Source organism: Deltaproteobacteria bacterium (assembly GCA_021737785.1).
Taxonomy (GTDB): domain Bacteria; phylum Desulfobacterota; class DSM-4660; order Desulfatiglandales; family Desulfatiglandaceae; genus AUK324.
The window spans coordinates 1-21,468 of the sequence record JAIPDI010000027.1; the positions used below are offsets into that span (position 1 = coordinate 1).

The following is a 21,468-nucleotide window of genomic DNA, read 5'->3' on the forward strand; positions in this document are numbered from 1 at the left end:
CCCGGGCTCCGGATAATGTTTACGGAAAGGCAGCAAGGACATACCGTCCCATAAAAGGCTGTACTTGGGGCTGGAACAGACTGTATTGTAAAGCCCTGCTGCCGTCCCCAGGAGCTGTATTCGGTTTTTGCAGCTCTTGGGCAGAGACCCCCACGGGCAAACTTCTTCGCACGTTGCAGAGAAGTTACAGACAAAGAGTCTAAGGCGGCCTAACAGCCGCCGGTCCCTGGCGTATTCCGGTGCTCATGCGGAGGATCCAGTCCCCATTTGGGGGGTCCCATACAGGATGTCCTATCAGGTCAGGAGACTTTCAAAGTCAACATAAAGAGGTAATTGCAATGACTGAAAAAACAAAGCCAGAAAAGATCGTTTACATCTCAACCAACGGAATGGAAAATCCTGAAAAGGCAAGCCTTCCATTCGTCCTGGCAAACGCCGCCATGGTCATGGAGGTGGAGACCCTGGTGGTTCTCCAGGGCCCGGCCGTTTTCTTATCCAGAAAGGGGTGTCTGGAACATGTGCATGCGGCCGGTTTTGCCCCCTTAAAGGAGCTGGTGGAGGCCTTTTTTGACCAGGGGGGAAGACTGGCGGTGTGCGTTCCATGCATCCAGGAGAGAAAAATCGACGTTGCAGACCTGATTGAAGATGCCATCCCGATGGCCGGAGGCACCTTGACGGAAGAGATCCTGTCCGCCAACGCAACGCTGGTCTATTAGCGGGAAACGACGATTTCCCCTGCCGACGTCCCTGCATGGGGGAGTATATGGGAGGCCAAAATCGTGGGACGCATGGGGCATGGAGCATAGGGCAAAGCGAGAAGTCGCAGCCTGCATCCCGCAACGAGTGCCTGAACGAAAACCCCGTTCAGGGACAATTGACTATTCAAGAATTGAAAATTGAAAGTTTCTTGATTTTCCGGGTTTCCGTTCGGGTACGAATTCCTCTGAAGACGGGATTTTCGACCGGTAACCAGTAACGAGCAACGAACAAAAGGAGGGTGTATGAACAATAGAGGATGGACGAAACGGACAACCGTAGTTGCCGCCATGATTTTTGCCTTTTCCCTCGGCCTGGCCGGCAATGTTTCTGCCGAGGCTCCGGCTGCAAAAGCGGAAGCGGACGGAGCGCTCGAGATCAAAGGACAGGTCAAGGCGGTGTCAAACAAGGCCAAGACCATCTCTGTTACGGTAGGAGGCAAGGGCGTCGTCGTGGTCAGGTTCGATGATGCCACTGAATTCGTGAACTTCGAAAAGACGAAAGAGATCCAACCGCCGACCGGTGTTCTGGTCAAATATAAGACGGTCGGTCCTGACAAGGTGGCAACCTATATCAAAAAAACCCTCATAACGCTGCCGAGCGGGGTGACGGAGATCAAGACCAAGGAAGTGGCCGAATTGGTCGCAAAAGGATCTGTTGAAGGAGATTATTGTCTGATTGATTCGAGACCTGCAAAGATCGCCGCTGCGGAACACATCCCTACTGCCGTTTCAATTCCGGTGGATGTGCTTAAGGAGAAGGGGGAGAAGCTGCTCCCCTGTAATAAGGATAAGCTGATCATATTCTACTGCGGCGGCGTTACCTGAGGCATGAGTCCCAAATCCGCCGGTCTGGCGAAGAAATGGGGATGGAAGAATGTGCGGGTGTATATTGAAGGGATGCCTGCATGGAAAAAGAGCGGGAACTATACCGTATCCACGCCCGATTATGTGAGGACGGCCAATATCGTTCTGATCGATCTCCGGGCCCCCGCCGCCGTTGCCGCGGGCCACATCCCGAGGGCAGTGGGGCTTCCTGCAGGCAATCTCGAGGCGGCCAAAGATTCATTTCCAGAGTCCTTGACAGCTCCGATCGTCTTTTACTCGGATAATTTGGATGAATCCGTAAGGGCGGTGAAGACCGCCCGCAGCTGGAGGTACAAGAACGTCACCCTCCTCGAATTTCCCGGGATCCTGGAGTGGCAGAAAAAGGGCTATGACGTCAAGACAGGGCCTGCAGCAACGGAAATCGTCTATATTCGGAAGCTGGAGCCGGGCGAAATCAGCATCCCCGACTTTGAGGCGGCCTTGAAAACCCAGGCCATTACGGTCGTTGATGTGCGCGCCCCTTCTGAATATGCTGCCGGACATTTTCCGGGGGCCATCAATATATCCCTTGATGAACTGCCCACGCGATTGGACCAAATCCCCAGAGACAAGTTTGTTGTGGTCCATTGCAGAACCGGTGTCAGAGGGGAGATGGCCTATCTGCTTCTCAAGGAAAAGGGCTTTGATGTGAAATACCTCAAGGCGGGATGCAAGTGCAACCTGGACGGGACCTATCTGATCTGGGAATTGTAAGCCCGGCTCACATGTTTCGATGACCGCCCCGGCCAAGACCGGGTCGGTCATCCTGTGAGTTCACCCAACCTCATGCGGTTTCCGGTGCGCTTTCATGACGGACCCTATGCTTCACGGAGTCATTGGTAACGCCTTTACACATCGGTTGCCCCTGTGGTATCATCCAATTCATTCCAAATTAAGGAGGTGTGATCCGTGAAACACGGGCGTTATGTTGTCTTGGGGATGTTTGTCTTAGGTACGCTTCTTTTTCTGCCCCTGAATGTGGCTGCAGCAGACGCCGAGGGACCTGCCCCGGACAAGGCCCTCTGCGCCAAGATGATTCAGACCGGGAAACAGGCGTATCAGGCGGGGAGGTTTCTTGACGCCAAGGAGTACTTCAGGAAGGCGGTGCAGGCCGATCCCTCGTCCACCGCGGCCTGGGACCACTATGATCTGTCTGTCATCAATGCCCTGGGGGAGAAGGTAAATAAAAATTCGGGCCTGATCGCCCCCGGTGCTTCCGGAGAGGAGCCAGCCAAAGGGATAGAGGCCCCGCCCCCCCCGCCGCAAGCGCCGGCACCTGCCAAAAAGCCCAAATTCGTGATTGAAGACGACGAAGGCTGTTGACGGACCATGCGGTTTAAAAGGGAGGGCATAACTCCCTGTGAAGTCGGCGATACCGAGTAGGGATCCCCGGCCGTCATGAGTTGTCCATGTCCTGAGGCTGCGGCACGCTGATGGCAAGACACCCGCTTCTACACCCATTTCCGGAGTAACCTTCGAATTTTGGCGCGGTGCGAAAAGCCAATTCCCATTGTGAATCGACCTCCCCGATAGTTTAGAATCTTTTGTGGTAATCCCGCCTTGCGGGACACCCTGCAGAGAAGTTGGTGGCGTATGGGTAAGCGCCCGGAAAATTCCGGGAGTTGTACCAATACCTTTTTGGTTGCGGCTGTCAGGCCGCCTTGGAATCGTGTCCATGAAATGTGAACGCTGCCAGTTTGAAAACCCCGAAGGAATGAACTTCTGCGGCAAATGCGGTCATCCCCTCTCCGTGCCATGCCCGAAGTGTGGACATGCCAGCCCTGCCGGGTCACAATCGTGCGAAAACTGCCACGAACCGCTGCCCGCAACGCCTTTTTCCATCTCTACAGATATGTCTCCTCATGAGTATACCCCTCGCTTCCTGAAGAAGGAAATCCTGAGACAAAAGAGCAGCCTTCAAGGCGAACGGAAGATCGTGACCGTCCTCTTTGCCGATGTGGCCGGATCTACGCGCATGTCGGGAAGGCTCGATCCTGAAGACATCCACGATATCATGGATGAGTGTTTTGACATCCTGGGTCAGGAGATCCATGGGGCCGGGGGGAGCATCAATCAGTACACTGGAGACGGAATCATGGCCCTTTTCGGCGCGCCTACCGCCTATGCGGACCATATCCACCGGGCATGCCACGCAGCGCTTCGCATACAGGATCGCATGAAGGCCTATGGGGAACAGGTACAGCGCCGTTATGATATCACTTTCCAGTTGCGGATCGGGATCAACACGGGGAAGGTGGTGGTGGGGGCCATCGGTATTGATTTGAGACGGGACTATACCGCTGCGGGCGAGACAACCAATCTGGCAGCCAGATTGCAGACCCTTGCCCCGCCGGGCGGGACATTCGTTTCCGAGAGGGTGAGAAACGGGGCGATCCGGCTTTTCAGGTTTCGAAGGGCAGGGTCATTCATGGTGAAAGGAAGGGATACGCCGCTTACCGCATATTCCCTGATTGGAGAGCGGAGGCATATACACCTGCTGAGAACTGATAAGGGGCGCTCCACACCGTTTTTCAACCGAAAAGACGAGCTTTCGGTAATGACGCATGTCCTGACGTCCGCCCTCGCGGGTGCATCCAGGATGGTGGCGGTGGTGGGAGAGGCGGGTATAGGGAAAACACGTCTGCTGGCTGCTTTTCGGGACGCCATCCGCATTGAAAAGGCCCTGATCCTGGAAGCTCGTTGTCTCCCCTATGGAGAGTCCACCGTCCTTTACCCGATAACCCAGATGTTCAGGACCTACTTTGAACTCCCGGAAAATGAATGCCTTTCGGTGGCAAAAAAGCGGTTCCGGGACAGGATACGGGAGAAATCCCTGGTCTCTCGATTGGACAAGGTATGCGATCACCTTTCTCATTTGAGCGATGAAGGGCGCACCACTGTTTCATTCGAAGGAAGAAAGCGGTCAATATTTAGATCTCTACATTCGCTGGTAAGCGCCATAACGAGGGCAAAGCCGCTCATCCTCATATTTGACGACATGCAATGGGTCGATCAGACCACACGGGATTTTCTCCTTTTTCTCATCCGGACCGAGTCACCCGGCCCCCTGTTTATCGTCTGTTCAGGGCGAATGACCGAGAAGGCCTGGTGCCCGGACTCCCCCGAACGGGTTCTCCATCTCGGGCCGCTAACGGACGACGCTTCCCTCAATATATTTCATTCGGTCCTCGGTACGGAACTGCTGGATAAGACCATATCACAAAAGATCCTCGATCAGGCAGGGGGAAATCCCCTCTTCCTGGTGGAAATGGCGGAGACCATCAGACACCGGAAACTCATGGTCTGCGATTCCCATGCATGCACCCTCACCTCGGAGGTGGAGGATCTCGAAATCCCCGAGACCATCAGAGACGTCTTGACGGCACGCCTGGATGCGCTTCCCGGACCCGCCAAACGGGTGGCTCAGCTGGCATCGGTCATCGGCGTCGAGTTTTCCCATGAGCTGCTGAAGCGTCTTTCAAGGGATCATGACCGCCTGAAACAACACCTGAAGTTTCTTGAAAAAGAAGGGATTATACACAAGACATCCTCTGATGTCGGGGGCAAATACGCATTTCATCACCAGATGATGCAGGAGATTGCCTACCGAGGTCTGTTGCGCCGCAATCGGAGGGAGTATCACCGTCTGGTGGGCGAGGCCATGGAGAGACTGTATCGAGACGACCTTTCCAATCATGCCGGTTTCCTGGCCTATCACTTCTACCAGTCTCAGGACTGGCCCAAGGCGCTGGCCTATACTCTCCATGCGGGGGACCGGGCAAGGCGCTCGTTCTCCTGTCAGGAGGCCCTAGAGTGTTATGACAGGGCCCTGGATATCCTTCAAAGGGGGAGGTGGGACCACGCCCGGGAAAAGGCGCTGCAGATTTACAGATGGAAGGGGGGAATGCATTTCTGTGCAGGCCAGATGGAAAAAGGGAGATCCACCTTCAAAAAGATGTATTCCGAAGCAAAGGCCCTCAAAGACGATGAGGCAGAAGCAGAGGCGCTCTTTCGGCTGGGGTGGATCTCCTTTTACATGCACCATCCCCGTGCTGCCGTTGATTTCCTCCACAAGGCCATTCGACAGAGCCGGGAACCGTCGCTTTCAGAGCCGCTCCTCAAGGCCACCAGTTTTTTGGGATTTGTCTATTCGGTCCTGGGTAGGTTGAAAGATGCCAGACCCCTCTTGTTTAAATCCGTTAAACTAAGTAAAGACGTTTCCAGCCTGGAAGGAAAGGCATGGAGTCTTTCGTATCTTATTCAGTATCATAACTGGACCGGTGAGTTTGATAAGGCCCTGGCCATGTGTGATGAACTGCGGGTCCTGAACGAGACCATCCAGAGCCCCTTTTTTCATATCGTCCTTCATTTTCGCAAAGGCCTGGTATACGGGGCATTGGGGAGACTGGATGAGGCGGAACGTGTCCTCACAGAGGGTCTGAATCATCTGGAAATCGGAGATGAAAAATTCTGGAGACCCCGTATGTTAAATACCCTCGGCTGGGTTTACAGCGAAGGGGGCCGGATGGAAAAGTCCCTGGAACTGAATCAACAATCGTTGGCAGAGGCCCTCCCCACCGGCGATCCGGAAACGATCCATAATGCCACCATCAATGTGGGAGAAAATTATCTCCGGTTGGGCGATATCGGGAAGGCCGGCGAGGTGCTGGAAGAGGCCTGGAAAAAGATCAAAGGCACGGGGATCACCTATACCCGATGGCGCTACAAGACCAGACTCCTTATTGCGCTTGCAGAACTCTATGAAAAGACCGGGGAAAGAAAAACGGCCATCTCCATGGTCAACAAAGCCCTTCAGGCAGCCAGGGACAAGGGCGCCAGAAAACACGAGGCCAGGGCCCTTTATGTGAAAGCCGGGATCCTTTCACGAACCCGGCCCGAAACGGCCCGGCGGTACTTCGAAGAGGCCCTTGATCTGAGCGTTAAAATGAATGCGCGGCTCCTTGCGGAACAGATCAGGGGAAATTTAGGGATGAGGAATTAAGGAATTAAGGAATCGAAGGATTCAGGAATTTAAGGAGTGATACCGGCGGACTCTGCGTAACCTGTGCCGGAATCGCGGAGAACCGGAAGCGGTCACTCAGGGTGGCTGCGGCTGATGCATTCGCGGAGCATAGACATGAGTCGCTCTCGGGCGTCGGCCGGGATCTCTTCCCTTGCCGCCTCTTTGCACAGTTGGATGGTCTTTCTCATGGAGTCGACACACTCCCTGCACTCAGGGCAGTCACGAAAGTGCCGTTCGATCTCTCGACATACGTCATCGTCCAGTTCGCCGTCCAGATATTCGGACAGCTTTTCGAAATCCTTTTTGCAGTCTTCCCTCATCGGATGGCTTCCTCTTTGTAGGAGGTGGATATCTTTTCCCTCAGGAAGAGGCGCGCTCGGTGCAGTCGGGTCTTGACCGATTGCGTGGATATTCCGAGGATGTCGGCGGTTTCCTGGGTGCTGAATCCCTCGATGTCCCTGAGATTGAACACCAGCCGGTATTTGTGCGAAAGTGAGTGAATGGCGGCGTCGATGATCTTTTTCAGCTCTCCCTGCAGCACACGATCTGATGGATTTTGAGACCAGTCCGGGATGTCGTATGTTGCGTGATCGCCATCCTGGGGAATAAACGATTCCAAGGAGATTTCATGGTCCGGTTCGGCCTTCTTCTTCCTTCGTTTCCGGATGCAGGCCGTGGCTGCGATCTTGAAGAGCCAGTTCTTCAATTTGGTCTCCTCCCGGAAGTCTTTGAGATATCGGAAGGCATTCAGGAAGGTCTCCTGGGCGATGTCTTCTGCATCCTGAAGATGCCCGCACATCTTGAGACCAAAGATAAATATCCGGTCCTCATACCGTTTTACGATTTTTTCCATGGCCTCCATGGAGCCGGCCTTGAAATCGGAGATCAGACGATGGTCGATAGGATCGGTGGCTGTTTCGTAGTCGTTCATGTAACATCCCTGCTTCAGATCGGTTGTTTAGAAAAGAGCGGCCCGACGATCTCCAACCCCGGCATCAGGCATGTGTCTCACTGTATATGAAAGCGTGTCCGATTTCAAACGGAATCATCCGGGGACAGAAATGGGATTTCGCTGCCGACCTTCAAGCGTCCCAGGGTCGTCTTGATTTTTTCGGGCTCTCGTGAGATAGTCTCTCAGGGGCGGGCTCAGGACGCCCCCGAAAGGAAAAAACGTCATTTCACGCAGATTGCAGGCTCGGTTGACATGCGGGAAAAGGGGAATAATGGGGGTAAGAGATTTTTTGAAAACCCGGAGCGAACCGATGAAGAAGACCCGAGACCCGGTGGCAGGGATATGGCAGAGACCGCTGATCGGCCTCACGGTTTTTCTGTTGAGCTGGGCAATGCCCTCTTTGTCAGGGGCTCTGGAATACGGAATCGCATCTCAATATGTGGGGGATCGGGGCATTGAGAATGATCCGAATGTCATTTTTTCAGAGAATTTTGAAGGAGAGGGGATTGAAACGGTATTGTCGGGATGGGAGTATGCCACCCATGAAGAGCGGATGACCGTCAGCTCAGACACCCCTGTTCTTTCCGCTGGAAGCCAGTCCCTGTTCATGGGAGGGAGCGCGGATATGTACCAGCGGCTCCTGCCCGGCCATGATCAGCTCTATATTCGATTCTATGCCAAGTTCGAGTCGGTCTGCCAGGCTCCCGGCCACTGGGTCTGGCTCGGCGGACGGAATCCCTCCGTTCCCTGGCCCTGGCCGGAGGCGGGCACGTGCCCTGATGGGGATGAACGGTGGGCAACCGGCGTAGAGCCGATGGGGACACATTGGGCCTGGGATTTTTATACCTACTGGATGGGCATGCGATCCGCGCCCAGCAGCGATTGCTGGGGCAACACCTTCAGCGGCCGGCCCTCTCCCTGGCCTGTTCCGAAGAATGAATGGATTTGCGTGGAATTCATGGTGAAGATGAATGACCCTGTGACCGCTCATAACGGTGAGCAGGCGTTCTGGATCAACGGCCAAAGAATGGCCCATCTCGGCCCCGGGTTCCCTGTCGGGACTTGGATATGGGACGGGTTTTATCCCGGCGTTGACGGGCGCCCATTTGAAGGGTTTCAATGGAGGAAGGCCCAGGGACTCAACATCAACTATGTTTGGCTCGAACACTATGTGCCCAACGACTCCGGCTGCGGCTGCTGGTTTGACGACCTGGTGATCGCGAAAAAATACATCGGACCGATTTCGGGCGCCTTTCTGACGGTCCATGTGGACCCTAGCGGTCCATGTAATGGATATATGCCATGCTTTTCAAGCATCCAGGAGGGGATCGATGCTGCGGCAAGCGGTGCTACCGTCAAAGTGGTCGAGGGAGGCTATCCTGAGCACCTTGTCATTCGGGAAACAAGAGATCTGGACCTTAAGGGGGGGTGGGATGCCGGCTTTATGAACCAGACCTCAACCACCACAGTTCGATCCGTTACCATCGATGGCCGTGCCGGAGCAGTGGTTGTAAGCAACCTCACAATTGAATAGCAGCCGCATCGCCCTGTAGTTCCTGAGGCCTTCTGCCGAGCCCCACATCCGGTGGCCTCTATGTCACACTGCCAAAGAGATCCGAAACATCGAGCCTTGCGGATATGGCACTTAATCGTTGATTACAGAGGCGTTTTCGTATACATTGGATGCCCGACACGCCGGCAGCAGGATCAGGATACATGGGAAGAGAACCGGATAAGGGGGGTAGAAAAAAGGTTTTGATGAAACATAGAGCACTCAAAGTCCGTAGAAATGATCCTTGCCCGTGCGGGAGCGGGCTCAAATATAAGAAGTGCTGTCTCAACAGGGAAACCATCGATCCTTCGGCCCAGAACAAGGATCTGTACCGCCAGAAGTACAATATCCGGCTGAAAGAAGAGGCGGATATTCGAGGTATTCGGGAGGCAGGGCGTCTGGCCTTGAGTACCCTCGATCTGGTGGCCTCGCACATAGCGCCGGGAATAACGACGGATGACATTAATTCCCTGGTTCACGATTTCACCATAAGACACGGTGCTGTCCCTGCCCCGCTGAATTATCGCGGATTTCCGAAAAGCGTTTGCGTATCGGTCAACGAGGTGATCTGTCATGGCATCCCCGGAGAACGGGTGTTGAAGGACGGGGACATTGTCAATGTGGATGTCACCCCCATTCTGAACGGCTATTATGCGGATACGAACAAGACGTTTTTTGTGGGGACGCCGGGGCCGGATGCCCGGAAGATCGTAAAGGTCGCCAGAAAATGCCTTGAACTGGGGATGTCGGCGGTCCGGCCCGGCAACAGGATCGGCGACATCGGATGGGCCATTCAGACCTATGCAGAAAGTCAGGGATGTTCGGTGGTCAGGGAATTTGTGGGCCATGGCGTGGGATTTGATTTCCACGAGGCCCCCCAGATCCCTCACTATGGACGTCAGAGCGAGGGGATTGTCCTGGTTCCGGGGATGGTCTTCACCATTGAACCGATGATCAACCTGGGGAAAAAGGATCTGAATGTCCTGAGCGACAACTGGACCGCCGTCACCCGTGACAGTTCTTTGTCAGCGCAATTTGAACAGACCCTCCTGGTTACAGAGACCGGATATGAAAGCCTCACCCCCTTTGATCTGTAATCGCATCGGGGCCCGGAAAACCCTTCATGAACGATGGATCTGATCCGACAGGCAGGCAATTTGGGCTTTGTTGCCGTGGGTTTTTCCCGTCCCGGTACCCCCCTCTTTTTTGACCGGTTCCGCGCCTGGATATCCGAGGGGAAGCACGGCGGTATGGCATGGATGGAGAGGAACCTGGACCTCAGGGAAGATCCTTTGAGGCTCCTTGAAGACTGCCGGACGATCGTTACCCTTGCCTATCCCTACTCCCGACGGAAACCCTCTACGCCTGAAGGCCTGTCCGCGGCCAGATACAGTGAACCCCGACAGATGGATTACCATAACCGGCTGAGAAAGAAGGCCAAAGAGTTGGCAAAAGCCCTTCAGCGGCAGTTTCCCGGGACCCGAACCCGGGTCTGCGTGGATTCGGCGCCCATACTGGAGAGGAGCCTTGCGTACCAGTCCGGGATCGGCTTTATCGGAAAGAACACCCAGTTGATCCTCCCGGGCCATGGGTCTTATCTCTTTCTGGTGGAGATCCTTACCACCGCCGTCCTTTCCTTTCCTGAGCCGGTGCTTATGGATAACCGATGCGGTTCGTGTACCCGATGCCTGGATGCCTGTCCCACCGATGCACTCGAGGCCCCTTACCGCCTCAATGCCGCGAAATGCCTGTCCTATCGAACCATTGAACAGAAGGAGCCGGTGGACAGTGAAACGGGCAAAAAGATGGGGGACTGCTTTTTCGGCTGTGATGTGTGCCAGGAGGTCTGTCCTCTGAATAAGGGAGATGAATTGGAAGAAATCATCCTCCCTTCGATACATGACATCCTCCACATGGACGAAGCGAACTTTCGGGCCTCCTATGGGAAAACCGCCTTTGCCCGGGCCGGGCTCAATAAGATCCATAGCAATATCAGGGCGATGGCAAATAATGAACCCCTATGGGAGAAGGAGCTGGATGGAATAAAAAAGAGGGAGGGGTCGGTTTAGCAGAGGGCCGGGGATTGAAATGATTATGGAATTTTGCGATCTCAATTGCCAATATGCGAAATGGCCGGAGGATGAGGGGCTGGATGGATCCGGCAGCTGCAGGACGTTTCAGGCGATTTACTGTACCAAAAAGGCACGGCATGTCCACAAGAACATGCCGTGCCCCGAGAAAAAGAAAAAAGAGTCCCGGTCCGCGGTCATGGAAGAGGGACGGTCTTCATAGGGACGCGGCATCGAGGTATTGGGTGATGGCCCCGTCATACTCGTGGGTCAGGCGGAAAACCTTTTTGGCCAGGCGGAACCGGGTTTCGAGGGTGGTCTCTCCGCCGGAGGCCGCCATCTCTTTCAGCACTGTATCGTAATCAGCCGGATCCACGAGCACCGTCACAAACCTGAAATTCTTGGCCGACGACCGGAGCATTGACGGCCCCCCGATATCGATGTTTTCAATCGCCTCTTCCAGGGTGACCCCCTCTTTAGCGACTGTTTTTTCGAATTGGTAGAGGTTTACCACCACCATATCGATGGGCGTGATCCCGTGCGCCTCCATCATTTTGACATGCTCGGGGTTGTCCCTCAGACCCAGCAGGCCCCCGTGAACCTTGGGATGGAGGGTCTTGACACGGCCGTCCATCATCTCCGGGAAACCGGTGTATTCCGAGATGTCCGTCACCTCAATTCCGCCCTGGCGCAGGGCATTGGCGGTCCCGCCGGTGGAAAGCACCCCTACGCCGAATCTGGAAAGAGATGCGGCAAAATCTACAATGCCGCTTTTATCGGTAACGCTGATAATAGCCTTCCTGATCTTGCTCATCTGTAAAAAGTCCTTTCTGGATACTGGATACTCGATACTGGATTCTGGATGAAACCCTTCCGCCTAACGCCTTGTGCCTCCTGCATTGGATACTGGATATGGGCTGATGGCTGATAAACTCGTAAGCTATTGATATGCCGGACTAAATAACAGCTCAAAGGCCTCGGTCCTTACTGCTTACTCCCCACCCCTTACTTCCTCAGTTTGTCTTATTATCATCCTCTGACACGGGAAAAGGGACCTTGACAAAATCGACCCCTTCCTCCTTGAGGGTCTTCTCCTCATCCGTGGTTGCCGATCCGCGGATACTCCTTTTTTCGGCCACGCCATAATGGATTTTGAGGGCCTCTGAAGCGAATTGGGCCCCGACATCCTCGGAATTGGTCTTGATATATTCCACCACCTCTTTTGCAAGGCGCTGATAGTCAATGGTCTCCTGACCGGTTGGCGCAACGGGTTGGGATTTTCTGACCGCCACCGGCGACAGGACCTTTCGTATATCTGAATCGTCACACACCGGACAGCGGACAAGGCCGTTTATGTTCTGTTCTTCAAAGGATTCATTGCTGTCAAACCAGCCTTCAAATATATGTCCCTCGGGACACATCAGATCAAATACTATCATCTGTGAGTTATTCCTCCATTAACCGTCGCAGGACACTCAGGTTCCCCCAGCAGCGGCACCCTATTTCTCGGCATACAAGACCGCTAAAATCAGGGTCCTCTCCCGGCCATGGCATTTTACCAGATGGGGGACCGTCGAGTCGTAGTAGATGGCGTCCCCCGGCTCAAGGAGATGGATCTCCTCTCCCAGACGGACCTCCATGGTCCCCTCCAGCACATAGATGAATTCCTGGCCGTCATGGGTGGATCGTTCTTCTTCGGTTTCGGCGGGATCAAGGGTGACGAGGAAGGGCTCCATATGCCTGTCTGTCTTATGGGGCGCCAGCGACTCGTAGCCGTAGCCATAATAGGCCCCCTTTTTGGAATCATATCGGGAGATCACCTTCCGGTCGTCTTTCCGCACAATGGTATAGGGCCGGTCTTCTTCGCCGGATATGAAGTAGCCCATCTTGAGATCAAGGGCCTTTGCCAGCTTGATGACCGTCCCCAGGGGCGGGGCCAGACTCCCATTTTCGATCCGCTCCAGGAGGGACACACTTAGATCGGTCCTCTGGGAGATATCCTGGAGGCTCAAATTGCGTTTCTCCCTGACCGCTTTGACCCGTTCGCCCACATTTACCTGAATATCTTCCTGGGCCGGACCTTGACTGATGCTGTCCAGAAAATCCTTTTCCTGATCCCTTCTTCCGAACTGACTGCTGACGTCGGTCAGGTAATCCCGATGGGCATCATGGGTGTCGGCCGGGTCATGTTTTTTTTCCATAGTCATTTCCTCAACTAAAATATTTCGGCTCCCCTCAAACAACAAGGGTCGATGCGAAAGGCCCTACGCATCCTGCTGAATATATGCGGCATCGATTTCTCACGGGCCGGGCAAGCATTCCGCATGGGTTTTTGACAGCCTCAGGCCTCGAGGACAAAAATCACTTCCATCCTGACCCGGTATTCACTGATCATGTCATCTTCAACAGATACCCTCTGCTCAAGGACTCTCAGCCCGGTAATCCCCCTCAGTGTCTTGCTGGCCCTTTCGAATCCGACCCTTATGGCATCGTCAAAACTGGTTGGAGAGGCGCCGATGATCTCCGAAACTCTTGCCACACGTTCCATTAGATGACCTCCTCATTCATGTACAGGTAAATAAAGCATCTCACAAATTATACACCTTATTGAGAACACAGGCATTTGTCGGGGTCTGGATTTCTGCCGAACACATGAAATACCGCTCCCCATCCCCAGCCTCTATTAACACCCTATCGTGAACACGCCCCAGGGGTAAAGGAGTGTTCGAATTCAAGATGACCGATGGGATGATGGATTGCCCGTTTGCGGCAAAACACGACCCTTGACACCCGTTGCTCACGGAATTATGATGACGCTGCCTGAAAACTAAAGGATAAAGTCAGAAAAATCAATGATTTTTTCGTTACCCCCATCGAAAGGAAAGGACTTCTAACCATGCGGGAAAAGCAATATATCGTGGATGACCTGACGCTGAGCGAATCCTGGCGAATGTTTCAGATCATGGCCGAATTCGTCAAGGGGTTTGAGGCCATGCCCGATGCCTATCCGGCGGTGAGCGTCTTCGGTTCATCCAGGACCGACTCCAAAAGTAAGGCCTACAAGGACACGGTCAAGGTGGCTCGTCTGCTGGTGGAAAACGGGTTCAATGTGATTTCCGGCGGGGGCCCGGGCGTTATGGAAGCGGCCAACCGGGGGGCCGCAGAGGCCGGGGGAAAGTCCGTGGGCCTTCACATTGAGCTTCCCAGCGAGCAGAAGCCCAATGAATTTGCCAATCTCCGTCTCGATTTCAAATATTTCTTTATCAGAAAGGTCATGTTTGTCAAATATGCGGTGGCCTACATTATTATGCCGGGTGGATTCGGCACCCTGGATGAACTCTTTGAGGCCCTGACTTTGATTCAGACCAAGCGGATCAGATATTTTCCCGTTATCCTTATGGATTCCAGTTACTGGAGAGGGCTTCTGGCTTGGATTGAGGAAACCCTGATCACCGAACGGACCATTTCGAAAATCGATTTTGATATATTCAATGTGGTAGACACCCCGGAGGAGGCGGTGGCTATCGTAAAGAGACGGGTCGTTGTCTGATCCGGCCAAAGACGTTCAAGAAAGATTCACACCGCTGCTGCGGGAATGGGGGGTCCGCCTCCATTCGGACCAGGACCGGAAGTTGGGTGTTTTCCTGGATGAGTTGGAACTCTGGAATAAGAGGATAAACCTGACAGGTCTTTCTTCCCGTCAGAGAATCGTGGATGAACTCCTGGTCGATTCCCTCCTGCCGGCCCCTTTTCTGCCTGACCAGGGGACCCTCCTGGATGTCGGTTCGGGAGGAGGGTTCCCTGCTATTCCCATAAAGATCTGCAAGCCCCGGCTCAGATGCCGGTTGATCGAACCCAATGCAAAAAAGACCCATTTCCTGAAACAGGTCATCCGGCTTGCACGGCTCGGGAATATCGAGGTGATTCAAGGACGCATGGAGGAGCAGGAAGGGGTGCTTTTCCCCGAAGGATACGATGTCATCACATCCAGGGCCTTTGTCCCCTTGGCCGGGTATCTGACCCTGTGTGGGCCCCTTCTTTCCCCCGGGGGCCGCATGGTGGCCTTTCTCGGCAACCAGAGTGAATCCGCGATTCAAGAAAGCGCGAAGGTCATTGACATGCACCGCCTCTTCCCCTTCAAGAGGATCTCCTACCGGCTACCCGGGAAGGGGAGGAAGCGGGAGATTCTCATCTTAAAAAAAGAGACCTGACAGGGCGGGAGGGGATTCAGTGACCGGGATTCCGGGGAAATGGCAACCCTTCACAGGGTTCAGGAGCGATAGCGTCGAAATCCGAAATGCGAGGCGACGTCCAATACCAGGCGAAAGATCCTTCTCGGCGGTTCCTCAGGGAAAGGGCTCCCCTGACAGGCGATCGGACCGGCATCGGGTCGGCATCTCGCATGTTTCACTTCGGATTTCGATGGATGGAGTGTGAACATCAGGCGCCGGTCAGGCCTACCTGACATATTTGAAAGAAACATTCACCCTGGTGCGATATGCCACCACCTTGCCGTTTTCAATGGTCATATCCAGTTTGGTTACCTCAGCAATCCTCAGGTCCTTCAGGCTTTCTCCCGCCGTTTCCACAGCAGTTTTAGCCGCTTCTTCCCAAGATTGGTCGCTTGTCCCAACCAGCTCAATGATCTTGTAGGTGCTTCCAGCCATTTTCATCCTCCTCGTGTCGGTAAAGGTTATGCCCAAAGACGCAACTTCCCCCGATGTCTCACCTCCTTTCAGTCGCAGATATCCCATAGAAATTTAAAACAGTTTATCAGATCGCAGTAACCTTGGCAATAGGCTATTGCATCCGTTTAATAATCAGCGAAAAAATGTCATGGAGGCAAAAATCTTTTGACAACTGCTGGAGATCGGGCTAATGTCATGGCGATATTGTGTTGAATGTGTGTACGCGCACACATGATCGGTGTTCGCAGGAGGGCCTTCGAACGGTACATCTCAGGAGACCGTCAGATGAGCCCTGCGTTGCGGATGAAAAGGGAAGGCGGTGAGATTCCGCCACACGCTGGCCGGTGCTGTGTCCCCGAAACAAGGCATGCCCCGTGTTTGAGGGCATCGATCATTCAGCGAAGTCCCGGTGAATCATTGACCGGGTGAAAAGTCACTGCCGTTTAATGCGGTCTTGTGATCGGTTCCGCGGGCATTTTTTTTGAAGTGCCGCCATTACCTCGGAGACTGAAATCAAGGCTGCGTTCAGGGCGGGAAGGCGAGCTGAGTGAGGGGAAGTCAGAAGACCTGCCGATCATGACGGATGGAGTCGCCAAAACCCCGTTCGGGTCTGTTTCCATGTGACCTGGGCGGGGTTATTTTTTTTAAGGAGGTAGATGGATATGTGGAAACAAGACCTGAAGCGGGTTCAACCCGTCTCAACCCGGTGGTTTGGGGTGGCGCATGACCGGTGGGACAGCCTTACCAAGCCTAAGAAGAGCCTGGGGATGCTCGAAGAGATCGCCGCCCGGGTGGTGGCGATCAGGGAAGAAAACCTGCCGGCGATTTTGGGCAAGGAGGTGTTTGTATTCGCCGGCGACCACGGCGTCGTCTCAGAAGGAACCAGCCCCTATCCCCAGGAGGTGACCGGATTGATGGTGAGAAATTTCCTGCAGGGGGGCGCGGGCATCAATGTCCTGGCCCGATGTGCCGGGGCAGGGGTTACCATCGTCGATATCGGAATGAAGGACGACCTCTCAGATGTCCAGGGTCTCGTCAGAAGGAATGTCAGGAGAGGGACCCGAAATATGGCGGAAGGCCCGGCAATGACGCTGAAAGAGACGGAGGCGGCGATCAATACGGGAGTGGACATGGCTGAAGCGGCCTTCAGGAGGGGGGCCTTCATGGTGGCCACAGGCGAGATGGGCATCGGAAACACCACGCCCTCTGCGGCCCTCTTCTCAGTGCTCCTTCCGGCCACGGTCGAGGAGGTCACCGGGAGAGGGACCGGTCTCGATGATGACGGACTGAGGCGCAAGACGGCCGTTATCGCCAAGGCCCTGGAGGTAAACCGCCAGGCAATAGAAGACCCCCTTTCAGCGCTTTCCGCGGTAGGCGGCCTCGAGATCGCCGGGCTCTGCGGTCTCTGCATCGGAGGGGCGGCCAGACGGATGATGGTGGTTGTGGACGGCTTCATCTCCACTGCCGCGGCCCTGGTGGCCATGCGTCTCAATCCAGACATAAAAGAGTATCTGTTCTTCTCCCATCAATCCTCTGAAAAAGGACATGGACTTTTTTTTGAAAAGGAGGGCATCCGTCCGATCCTCGACCTGGGCCTCCGTCTCGGAGAGGGGACCGGCGCTGCCTTGGGCATGCAGATCATTGAAAATTCCCTGAGGCTCTACCGGGAGATGGCCACCTTTGAAGAGATGGGCATCACGCCGGGGGCGTAGTGGACTGACGATTGAAAATTTTCTATTGAAAATTGAAGACGGATGGTCCCCCGAAAGTAAAAAACCACATACATGAGCAATAGGATTGCCATATGACAACATCCACAAATCGCTTTTCACTGAACGGTCTCGGGACTGCGCTCAAGACCCTTACGGCCGTCCCCTGGCCGGGACGCGATGGGGATGATTTTGCCGCATCTCTTCTGTGGTTCCCGGTTGTCGGGCTCCTGTTGGGAGCTATCCTGTACGCCCTGAGTTTGCCATGGGAACTCCTCCCGGTCGCCCCGTGGCCTGCCGGGGCAGCCCTCCTTTTAACAGCCGCGGACGTCTGCCTCACGCGGGGGCTCCATCTGGATGGGCTGGCCGACTGGGCCGACTCCGTCGGGGGCCTTCTCGGAAGGGAGAAACGACTGGCCATCATGAAAGACACCGCCCTCGGGACCTTCGGGGGCCTGGCCCTGATCCTGGCCCTCTTGGCCAAATGGATCGCCTTTGAAAGGCTCATCTCATGCGGCAATGCAGTCTGCCTGATCCCGGTCTTCATTATCTCGAGGACCATGATGGTGGAACTGATAACCACGCTCCCCTACGCCCGCACCACAGAGGGGATGGGCCGGCCGTTTGTTACTGGGGCATCCGCCCGGCAGCGGGTCCTGTCCCACGTGATAACGGCTTCGCTCTGCATTCTTTTCGGCCCTTTTTTTCTGCTCCTGTTCTGCCTGGGGTGGATAGAGACCCGGTTCTTCGGGATTCGTTGCCGGCACGCATTCGGGGGGATCACCGGGGATCTCCTCGGGACCGCCAATGAGATGGTGGCGATCACCCTGTTGATGATATGTGCGTTTGCGGGGAACGGCCTCCTCCCTTTTACCGGGTGGGGTTGGCTCTTCAAGTGATCCCTCCGCGTCGGGCTGCCCTGTTTCCCCGGTTCCGGGCACCTTCTCGTTTTCAAACTCCTCAACCCCTCTCTGCCTGATCGAAAAAATGATGCGGGATTCCGGGATTAAAAAACGATGCATATGAACTCAATTAATTGTAGTTAACATTAATCATAATCCGTTTTTAACAATGTCGCTTGTTTTGGTTGCATCCGGAAGTGCTATGTGGTAGATTGGTCATAATGTTTCGAATCAGGACCCCCAGCACCTTGTGTGCGTCGGAAAGGCAGTCTGAATTCATAGGGGTTGGACCACGTGGGCATATCTCAACATCTTGGTGTCCTGTAATTTTTGAGGTTTCCAGAAGATACTTTTTATCGGGGGAGAAAATGAAGCAGGTGCTTATCAATTTTGATTAAAAGGATTTGTGCTTTCCTCATTCATCATTCAAGCCGTAGATCCAGTCGAGCACCCTGCGGGCATGGGGGGTCAGGGCGGTCCCGGCATCTGAAACAGGGTAGGAAAAAAGGAGATGACACAGCCTTGAAAAGGAATCCCCAGAGATCCTCTCGCCGGTTCCTGATAGGGGCGGCCCATCCACCACGACAAACTGGTTCTGGTTCCGGATATCCCGGTACCCTGTTCCCTCCCTGACAAACCGGACGGCCTTGTCTCTCGGCCCGGCCTCGTAGACGCCGGCCCGAAGCCCGAATCCCCGCACCTGTCGCCCATGGGGTGGAAAAAAGAGGAGGAGATGGCTCCCTTTCAGAGGCGTTTGATATCGCCTGTTCAGTTCTGCCACGTCTATCCGGTAGGGGAGATCCATGAACTCGAGGATATGGAATATGTCCAAGGGGATGATCCCGTTTTGGATATGGAGGAGCGAGACCATGGGAAACGCCCCGGTAAGGCGCGGGTTGATCTCGATGGGATAAACCCCTTCGGCCTTTTCATCGATCACGAAGTCGATTCCCAGGATCCCGCGGTATCCCAGGGCGGCCACATATTTCCCGACCTTCTCGGCCTGTTTAATGGCCGCGGAACGAACCGCCGGAGCCCAGGGGTTCCCATCCCATACGTGGCCGCAGAATATGCCGTTCTCAGCGGGATTTGCGCAATAGGGGAGGTCGATGAGCTGTTTCTGGAGCCCTGATATCAGGATGCCGTGTCGCGTCACACAGACGGCCACGCTGGCCGCGATTCCCTTAACGAACCTACGGATCAGGGCAGATGTGAGACGGATATCCCGCCAGACATGCCCTTTCAACCGCTCCCTGAGCCGGTCATAGTCCTGTGCCGAACGGATAAAGAAGGTCCCTCTCCCCCCGCCCTGGGCGATGTCCGGGAGCTGGACCACCAGCTCCGGTCCCAGGTCCCCGGCCCACACTGCGTAGTCCTTTTCATGAAGGACTGCGATGGGTTGGATGGCGCCGGGCACCTGACAGAGATCCAGGTCCGCGGCCATCTGCTGAAAAAAGGCCCGCTCCCTGAGCCTGAGACGGAGGTCTGCCGGGTTGGCCAGGGGAATCCATCCCTCTTCCCTCGCCAGGTCCTTCAGATCCGGATAGCTCTGATACAGGAACAGGTACTTCAACCCCGGCAAACTGTTCAGATAGCCCCTTGTCAGGGTATGGGCAAGGAGGGAGGCGGAATCGCGGCTCTGTTCCGGGAGCGTTCCCCCGGCTTCTTCCAGGCAGAAGATGTCGGTCCGTTTTCTCAGAAGGGGGAGGTCGGCGGTTCTGCTGACGGTTGCCACATGATAGGAGTCGAGAAAATAGGCGGGGACAATCCGTGAAAAGGCCGTTATGCTCACCCCGACCAAGCTGCCGGCAAGGGCTTGAAACCGTTTCCTGACGTGCTCCAACTCCTGCAAGAACATCGGCGTTACCCCGGCCACCGGACCCTCACAGCCGGGTCATTGGCCTTCGGCCAGACCATATGAAAAGGGGTTCAGACTGCTCTCACTGCTCCCCTGGCGAAAACAGGCGACCCAGCAGCCGGTCTTGATCTCGGTCAATCCGGGTTCTTTTCGGGCGCACAGGTCATTATCGGCGACCGCGCATCTCGGATAGAAGATGCACCCGTTGTCCTCTCTGTCCTCCTGATCCTTGACGAGAAGGGTCCCGTACCGTCTGGCGTCTTTGCTGTGTCCGAACTTGGGAACGGCATCGATCAGGGCCTGGGTATAGGGGTGCCGGGGATTCTGGATGACCCCCTCCGCCGGGCCCAGCTCCACCAGATGCCCACGGTAGATAACGGCGATCCGATCACAGAGGTATCGGGCTGCGGCCAGACTGTGGGTAATGAACATCTGGGTGACCCCGAGGTTCTTCCTCATGGTCAGCAGGATGTTGAATATCTGGGCCGAAATAGAGGCATCCAACATGGAGGTGGGCTCGTCCGCAATGACGAACTCGGGATTCAGGACCATGGCCCTGGCAATGGCCACCCGCTGCCGCTGGCCCCCGCTGAGTCGATGAGGATATCTGTAGAGATAATCATCGGGAGGTGAGAGACCGACCGCTTTTAAGGCTTCTCTGACCCTGTCCTTTCTATCGGAAGCCTTCCCCATCCGGTGGATTTTCAACGGCTCGGATACCGTATCATAGATGGATCGCTGGGGATTCAGAGACTGATACGGATCTTGAAAGATCATCTGGACCTTTCGACGGAAGGCCTTAAGGGACCGCCCCTTTAATCTGCTCACCTCATGGGTGTCCAGGAATATGCGTCCGGACGTCATCTCCTCCAGTCTGACAATCAACCGTCCAGCGGTGGTCTTGCCGCTGCCGCTTTCTCCCACCAGCCCGAATATCTCCCCCTTAAATATATCGAGGGAAATGCGGTTGAGGGCAATGACGTCCTTCCCCGAACCCCGGAAAAGGTTTCCCTTGCCCCTGTAGATCTTGTTGATGTTCCTCATCTGGAGAATCGGTCTGTTTTCTTCAGCCATTTTCAAGCTTCCAGTTTCC

21 protein-coding genes and 1 riboswitch are annotated in these 21,468 nt (G+C 54.9%); of the genes, 12 read left to right on the forward strand and 9 right to left on the reverse strand.

The window, feature by feature from the left end; genetic code table 11:
* The first annotated feature begins 338 nt into the window (after positions 1–338).
* The 5 genes from K9N21_13995 (at position 339) to K9N21_14015 (ending at position 6,624) form a co-directional block, all read left to right on the forward strand.
* Entirely contained in the window at positions 339–716 is a 378-nt protein-coding gene (locus tag K9N21_13995) for a DsrE family protein (protein MCF8145024.1), read from the forward strand.
* A gap of 285 nt (positions 717–1,001) precedes the next feature.
* Complete coding sequence (locus tag K9N21_14000; protein MCF8145025.1) at positions 1,002–1,583, forward strand: rhodanese-like domain-containing protein; 582 nt, start codon at positions 1,002–1,004, stop codon at positions 1,581–1,583.
* 3 nt (positions 1,584–1,586) lie between these two features.
* On the forward strand, positions 1,587–2,336 hold the full coding sequence (locus K9N21_14005; GenBank protein MCF8145026.1) for a rhodanese: 750 nt from the start codon (positions 1,587–1,589) through the stop codon (positions 2,334–2,336).
* A 195-nt stretch (positions 2,337–2,531) separates the two neighbouring features.
* The gene (locus tag K9N21_14010) at positions 2,532–2,945 is read left to right on the forward strand and encodes a hypothetical protein (GenBank protein MCF8145027.1); all 414 of its coding nucleotides are present in this window, start codon (positions 2,532–2,534) and stop codon (positions 2,943–2,945) included.
* A gap of 352 nt (positions 2,946–3,297) precedes the next feature.
* The gene (locus tag K9N21_14015) at positions 3,298–6,624 is read left to right on the forward strand and encodes an AAA family ATPase (protein MCF8145028.1); all 3,327 of its coding nucleotides are present in this window, start codon (positions 3,298–3,300) and stop codon (positions 6,622–6,624) included.
* 92 nt (positions 6,625–6,716) lie between these two features.
* Here the strand turns inward: K9N21_14015 and K9N21_14020 are convergent, their stop codons facing one another.
* Positions 6,717–6,965: a zf-HC2 domain-containing protein gene (locus tag K9N21_14020; GenBank protein MCF8145029.1), complete on the reverse strand. Its 249-nt coding sequence runs from the start codon at positions 6,963–6,965 to the stop codon at positions 6,717–6,719.
* Positions 6,962–7,576: a sigma-70 family RNA polymerase sigma factor gene (locus K9N21_14025; protein ID MCF8145030.1), complete on the reverse strand. Its 615-nt coding sequence runs from the start codon at positions 7,574–7,576 to the stop codon at positions 6,962–6,964. The genes K9N21_14020 and K9N21_14025 overlap by 4 nt, the downstream gene beginning before the upstream one ends.
* 331 nt (positions 7,577–7,907) lie before the next feature.
* Here K9N21_14025 and K9N21_14030 point away from each other — a divergent pair, with 331 nt between their 5' ends.
* The 3 genes from K9N21_14030 to queG all read left to right on the forward strand — a co-directional run bounded on the left by K9N21_14030 (position 7,908) and on the right by queG (position 11,218).
* Positions 7,908–9,131 carry a hypothetical protein gene (locus K9N21_14030; protein ID MCF8145031.1) on the forward strand — a complete coding sequence of 408 codons (1,224 nt, stop codon included), beginning with the start codon at positions 7,908–7,910 and terminating at the stop codon, positions 9,129–9,131.
* Between the two features lie 224 nt (positions 9,132–9,355).
* On the forward strand, positions 9,356–10,246 hold the full coding sequence (gene map / locus K9N21_14035) for a type I methionyl aminopeptidase (protein MCF8145032.1): 891 nt from the start codon (positions 9,356–9,358) through the stop codon (positions 10,244–10,246).
* A gap of 33 nt (positions 10,247–10,279) precedes the next feature.
* Positions 10,280–11,218, forward strand: coding sequence for a tRNA epoxyqueuosine(34) reductase QueG (queG, locus tag K9N21_14040; GenBank protein ID MCF8145033.1), 939 nt, complete (start codon positions 10,280–10,282; stop codon positions 11,216–11,218).
* Between the two features lie 217 nt (positions 11,219–11,435).
* On the opposite strand, the gene K9N21_14045 is transcribed toward queG, so the two are convergent.
* The 4 genes from K9N21_14045 to K9N21_14060 all read right to left on the reverse strand — a co-directional run bounded on the left by K9N21_14045 (position 11,436) and on the right by K9N21_14060 (position 13,766).
* Positions 11,436–12,032, reverse strand: a complete 597-nt coding sequence (locus K9N21_14045) for an IMP cyclohydrolase (GenBank protein MCF8145034.1) — start codon at positions 12,030–12,032, stop codon at positions 11,436–11,438.
* Between the two features lie 199 nt (positions 12,033–12,231).
* On the reverse strand, positions 12,232–12,657 hold the full coding sequence (locus tag K9N21_14050) for a DUF1178 family protein (protein ID MCF8145035.1): 426 nt from the start codon (positions 12,655–12,657) through the stop codon (positions 12,232–12,234).
* 60 nt (positions 12,658–12,717) lie between these two features.
* On the reverse strand, positions 12,718–13,419 hold the full coding sequence (locus K9N21_14055) for an XRE family transcriptional regulator (GenBank protein ID MCF8145036.1): 702 nt from the start codon (positions 13,417–13,419) through the stop codon (positions 12,718–12,720).
* Positions 13,420–13,559: 140 nt separating this feature from the next.
* The gene (locus K9N21_14060; GenBank protein ID MCF8145037.1) at positions 13,560–13,766 is read right to left on the reverse strand and encodes a dodecin family protein; all 207 of its coding nucleotides are present in this window, start codon (positions 13,764–13,766) and stop codon (positions 13,560–13,562) included.
* A 348-nt stretch (positions 13,767–14,114) separates the two neighbouring features.
* Between K9N21_14060 and K9N21_14065 the strand changes: the two genes are divergently transcribed.
* Positions 14,115–14,768 carry a TIGR00730 family Rossman fold protein gene (locus K9N21_14065; GenBank protein ID MCF8145038.1) on the forward strand — a complete coding sequence of 218 codons (654 nt, stop codon included), beginning with the start codon at positions 14,115–14,117 and terminating at the stop codon, positions 14,766–14,768.
* Positions 14,761–15,429 carry a 16S rRNA (guanine(527)-N(7))-methyltransferase RsmG gene (gene rsmG, locus K9N21_14070; GenBank protein ID MCF8145039.1) on the forward strand — a complete coding sequence of 223 codons (669 nt, stop codon included), beginning with the start codon at positions 14,761–14,763 and terminating at the stop codon, positions 15,427–15,429. The genes K9N21_14065 and rsmG overlap by 8 nt, the downstream gene beginning before the upstream one ends.
* Positions 15,430–15,675: 246 nt before the next feature.
* On the opposite strand, the gene K9N21_14075 is transcribed toward rsmG, so the two are convergent.
* The gene (locus K9N21_14075) at positions 15,676–15,885 is read right to left on the reverse strand and encodes a dodecin family protein (protein MCF8145040.1); all 210 of its coding nucleotides are present in this window, start codon (positions 15,883–15,885) and stop codon (positions 15,676–15,678) included.
* A 291-nt stretch (positions 15,886–16,176) separates the two neighbouring features.
* A riboswitch (cobalamin riboswitch) is annotated at positions 16,177–16,496 on the forward strand.
* A gap of 66 nt (positions 16,497–16,562) precedes the next feature.
* Between K9N21_14075 and cobT the strand changes: the two genes are divergently transcribed.
* Both cobT and K9N21_14085 read left to right on the forward strand, forming a co-directional pair.
* Positions 16,563–17,618 (forward strand): nicotinate-nucleotide--dimethylbenzimidazole phosphoribosyltransferase, encoded by a 1,056-nt coding sequence (gene cobT / locus K9N21_14080; GenBank protein MCF8145041.1) that lies wholly within the window; start codon positions 16,563–16,565, stop codon positions 17,616–17,618.
* 92 nt (positions 17,619–17,710) lie between these two features.
* Positions 17,711–18,514 (forward strand): adenosylcobinamide-GDP ribazoletransferase, encoded by an 804-nt coding sequence (locus K9N21_14085; GenBank protein MCF8145042.1) that lies wholly within the window; start codon positions 17,711–17,713, stop codon positions 18,512–18,514.
* A gap of 418 nt (positions 18,515–18,932) precedes the next feature.
* Here K9N21_14085 and K9N21_14090 read toward each other — a convergent pair whose 3' ends face one another.
* Both K9N21_14090 and K9N21_14095 read right to left on the reverse strand, forming a co-directional pair.
* Positions 18,933–20,393 carry an ATP-grasp domain-containing protein gene (locus tag K9N21_14090; GenBank protein ID MCF8145043.1) on the reverse strand — a complete coding sequence of 487 codons (1,461 nt, stop codon included), beginning with the start codon at positions 20,391–20,393 and terminating at the stop codon, positions 18,933–18,935.
* 18 nt (positions 20,394–20,411) lie between these two features.
* A complete protein-coding gene (locus K9N21_14095; protein ID MCF8145044.1) occupies positions 20,412–21,449 on the reverse strand; it encodes an ATP-binding cassette domain-containing protein in 1,038 nt (345 codons plus the stop codon).
* Positions 21,450–21,468: the final 19 nt, after the last annotated feature.

Bases quoted from the DNA above. Each gene is read 5' to 3' on its own strand.
- K9N21_13995 (MCF8145024.1), top strand. From the start codon at position 339: ATGACTGAAAAAACAAAGCCAGAAAAGATCGTTTACATCTCAACCAAC.
- K9N21_14000 (MCF8145025.1), top strand. From the start codon at position 1,002: ATGAACAATAGAGGATGGACGAAACGGACAACCGTAGTTGCCGCCATG.
- K9N21_14005 (MCF8145026.1), top strand. From the start codon at position 1,587: ATGAGTCCCAAATCCGCCGGTCTGGCGAAGAAATGGGGATGGAAGAAT.
- K9N21_14015 (MCF8145028.1), top strand. From the start codon at position 3,298: ATGAAATGTGAACGCTGCCAGTTTGAAAACCCCGAAGGAATGAACTTC.
- K9N21_14020 (MCF8145029.1), bottom strand. From the start codon at position 6,965: ATGAGGGAAGACTGCAAAAAGGATTTCGAAAAGCTGTCCGAATATCTG.
- K9N21_14025 (MCF8145030.1), bottom strand. From the start codon at position 7,576: ATGAACGACTACGAAACAGCCACCGATCCTATCGACCATCGTCTGATC.
- K9N21_14030 (MCF8145031.1), top strand. From the start codon at position 7,908: ATGAAGAAGACCCGAGACCCGGTGGCAGGGATATGGCAGAGACCGCTG.
- map (MCF8145032.1), top strand. From the start codon at position 9,356: ATGAAACATAGAGCACTCAAAGTCCGTAGAAATGATCCTTGCCCGTGC.
- queG (MCF8145033.1), top strand. From the start codon at position 10,280: ATGGATCTGATCCGACAGGCAGGCAATTTGGGCTTTGTTGCCGTGGGT.
- K9N21_14045 (MCF8145034.1), bottom strand. From the start codon at position 12,032: ATGAGCAAGATCAGGAAGGCTATTATCAGCGTTACCGATAAAAGCGGC.
- K9N21_14050 (MCF8145035.1), bottom strand. From the start codon at position 12,657: ATGATAGTATTTGATCTGATGTGTCCCGAGGGACATATATTTGAAGGC.
- K9N21_14055 (MCF8145036.1), bottom strand. From the start codon at position 13,419: ATGGAAAAAAAACATGACCCGGCCGACACCCATGATGCCCATCGGGAT.
- K9N21_14060 (MCF8145037.1), bottom strand. From the start codon at position 13,766: ATGGAACGTGTGGCAAGAGTTTCGGAGATCATCGGCGCCTCTCCAACC.
- K9N21_14065 (MCF8145038.1), top strand. From the start codon at position 14,115: ATGCGGGAAAAGCAATATATCGTGGATGACCTGACGCTGAGCGAATCC.
- K9N21_14075 (MCF8145040.1), bottom strand. From the start codon at position 15,885: ATGGCTGGAAGCACCTACAAGATCATTGAGCTGGTTGGGACAAGCGAC.
- cobT (MCF8145041.1), top strand. From the start codon at position 16,563: ATGGATATGTGGAAACAAGACCTGAAGCGGGTTCAACCCGTCTCAACC.
- K9N21_14085 (MCF8145042.1), top strand. From the start codon at position 17,711: ATGACAACATCCACAAATCGCTTTTCACTGAACGGTCTCGGGACTGCG.
- K9N21_14095 (MCF8145044.1), bottom strand. From the start codon at position 21,449: ATGGCTGAAGAAAACAGACCGATTCTCCAGATGAGGAACATCAACAAG.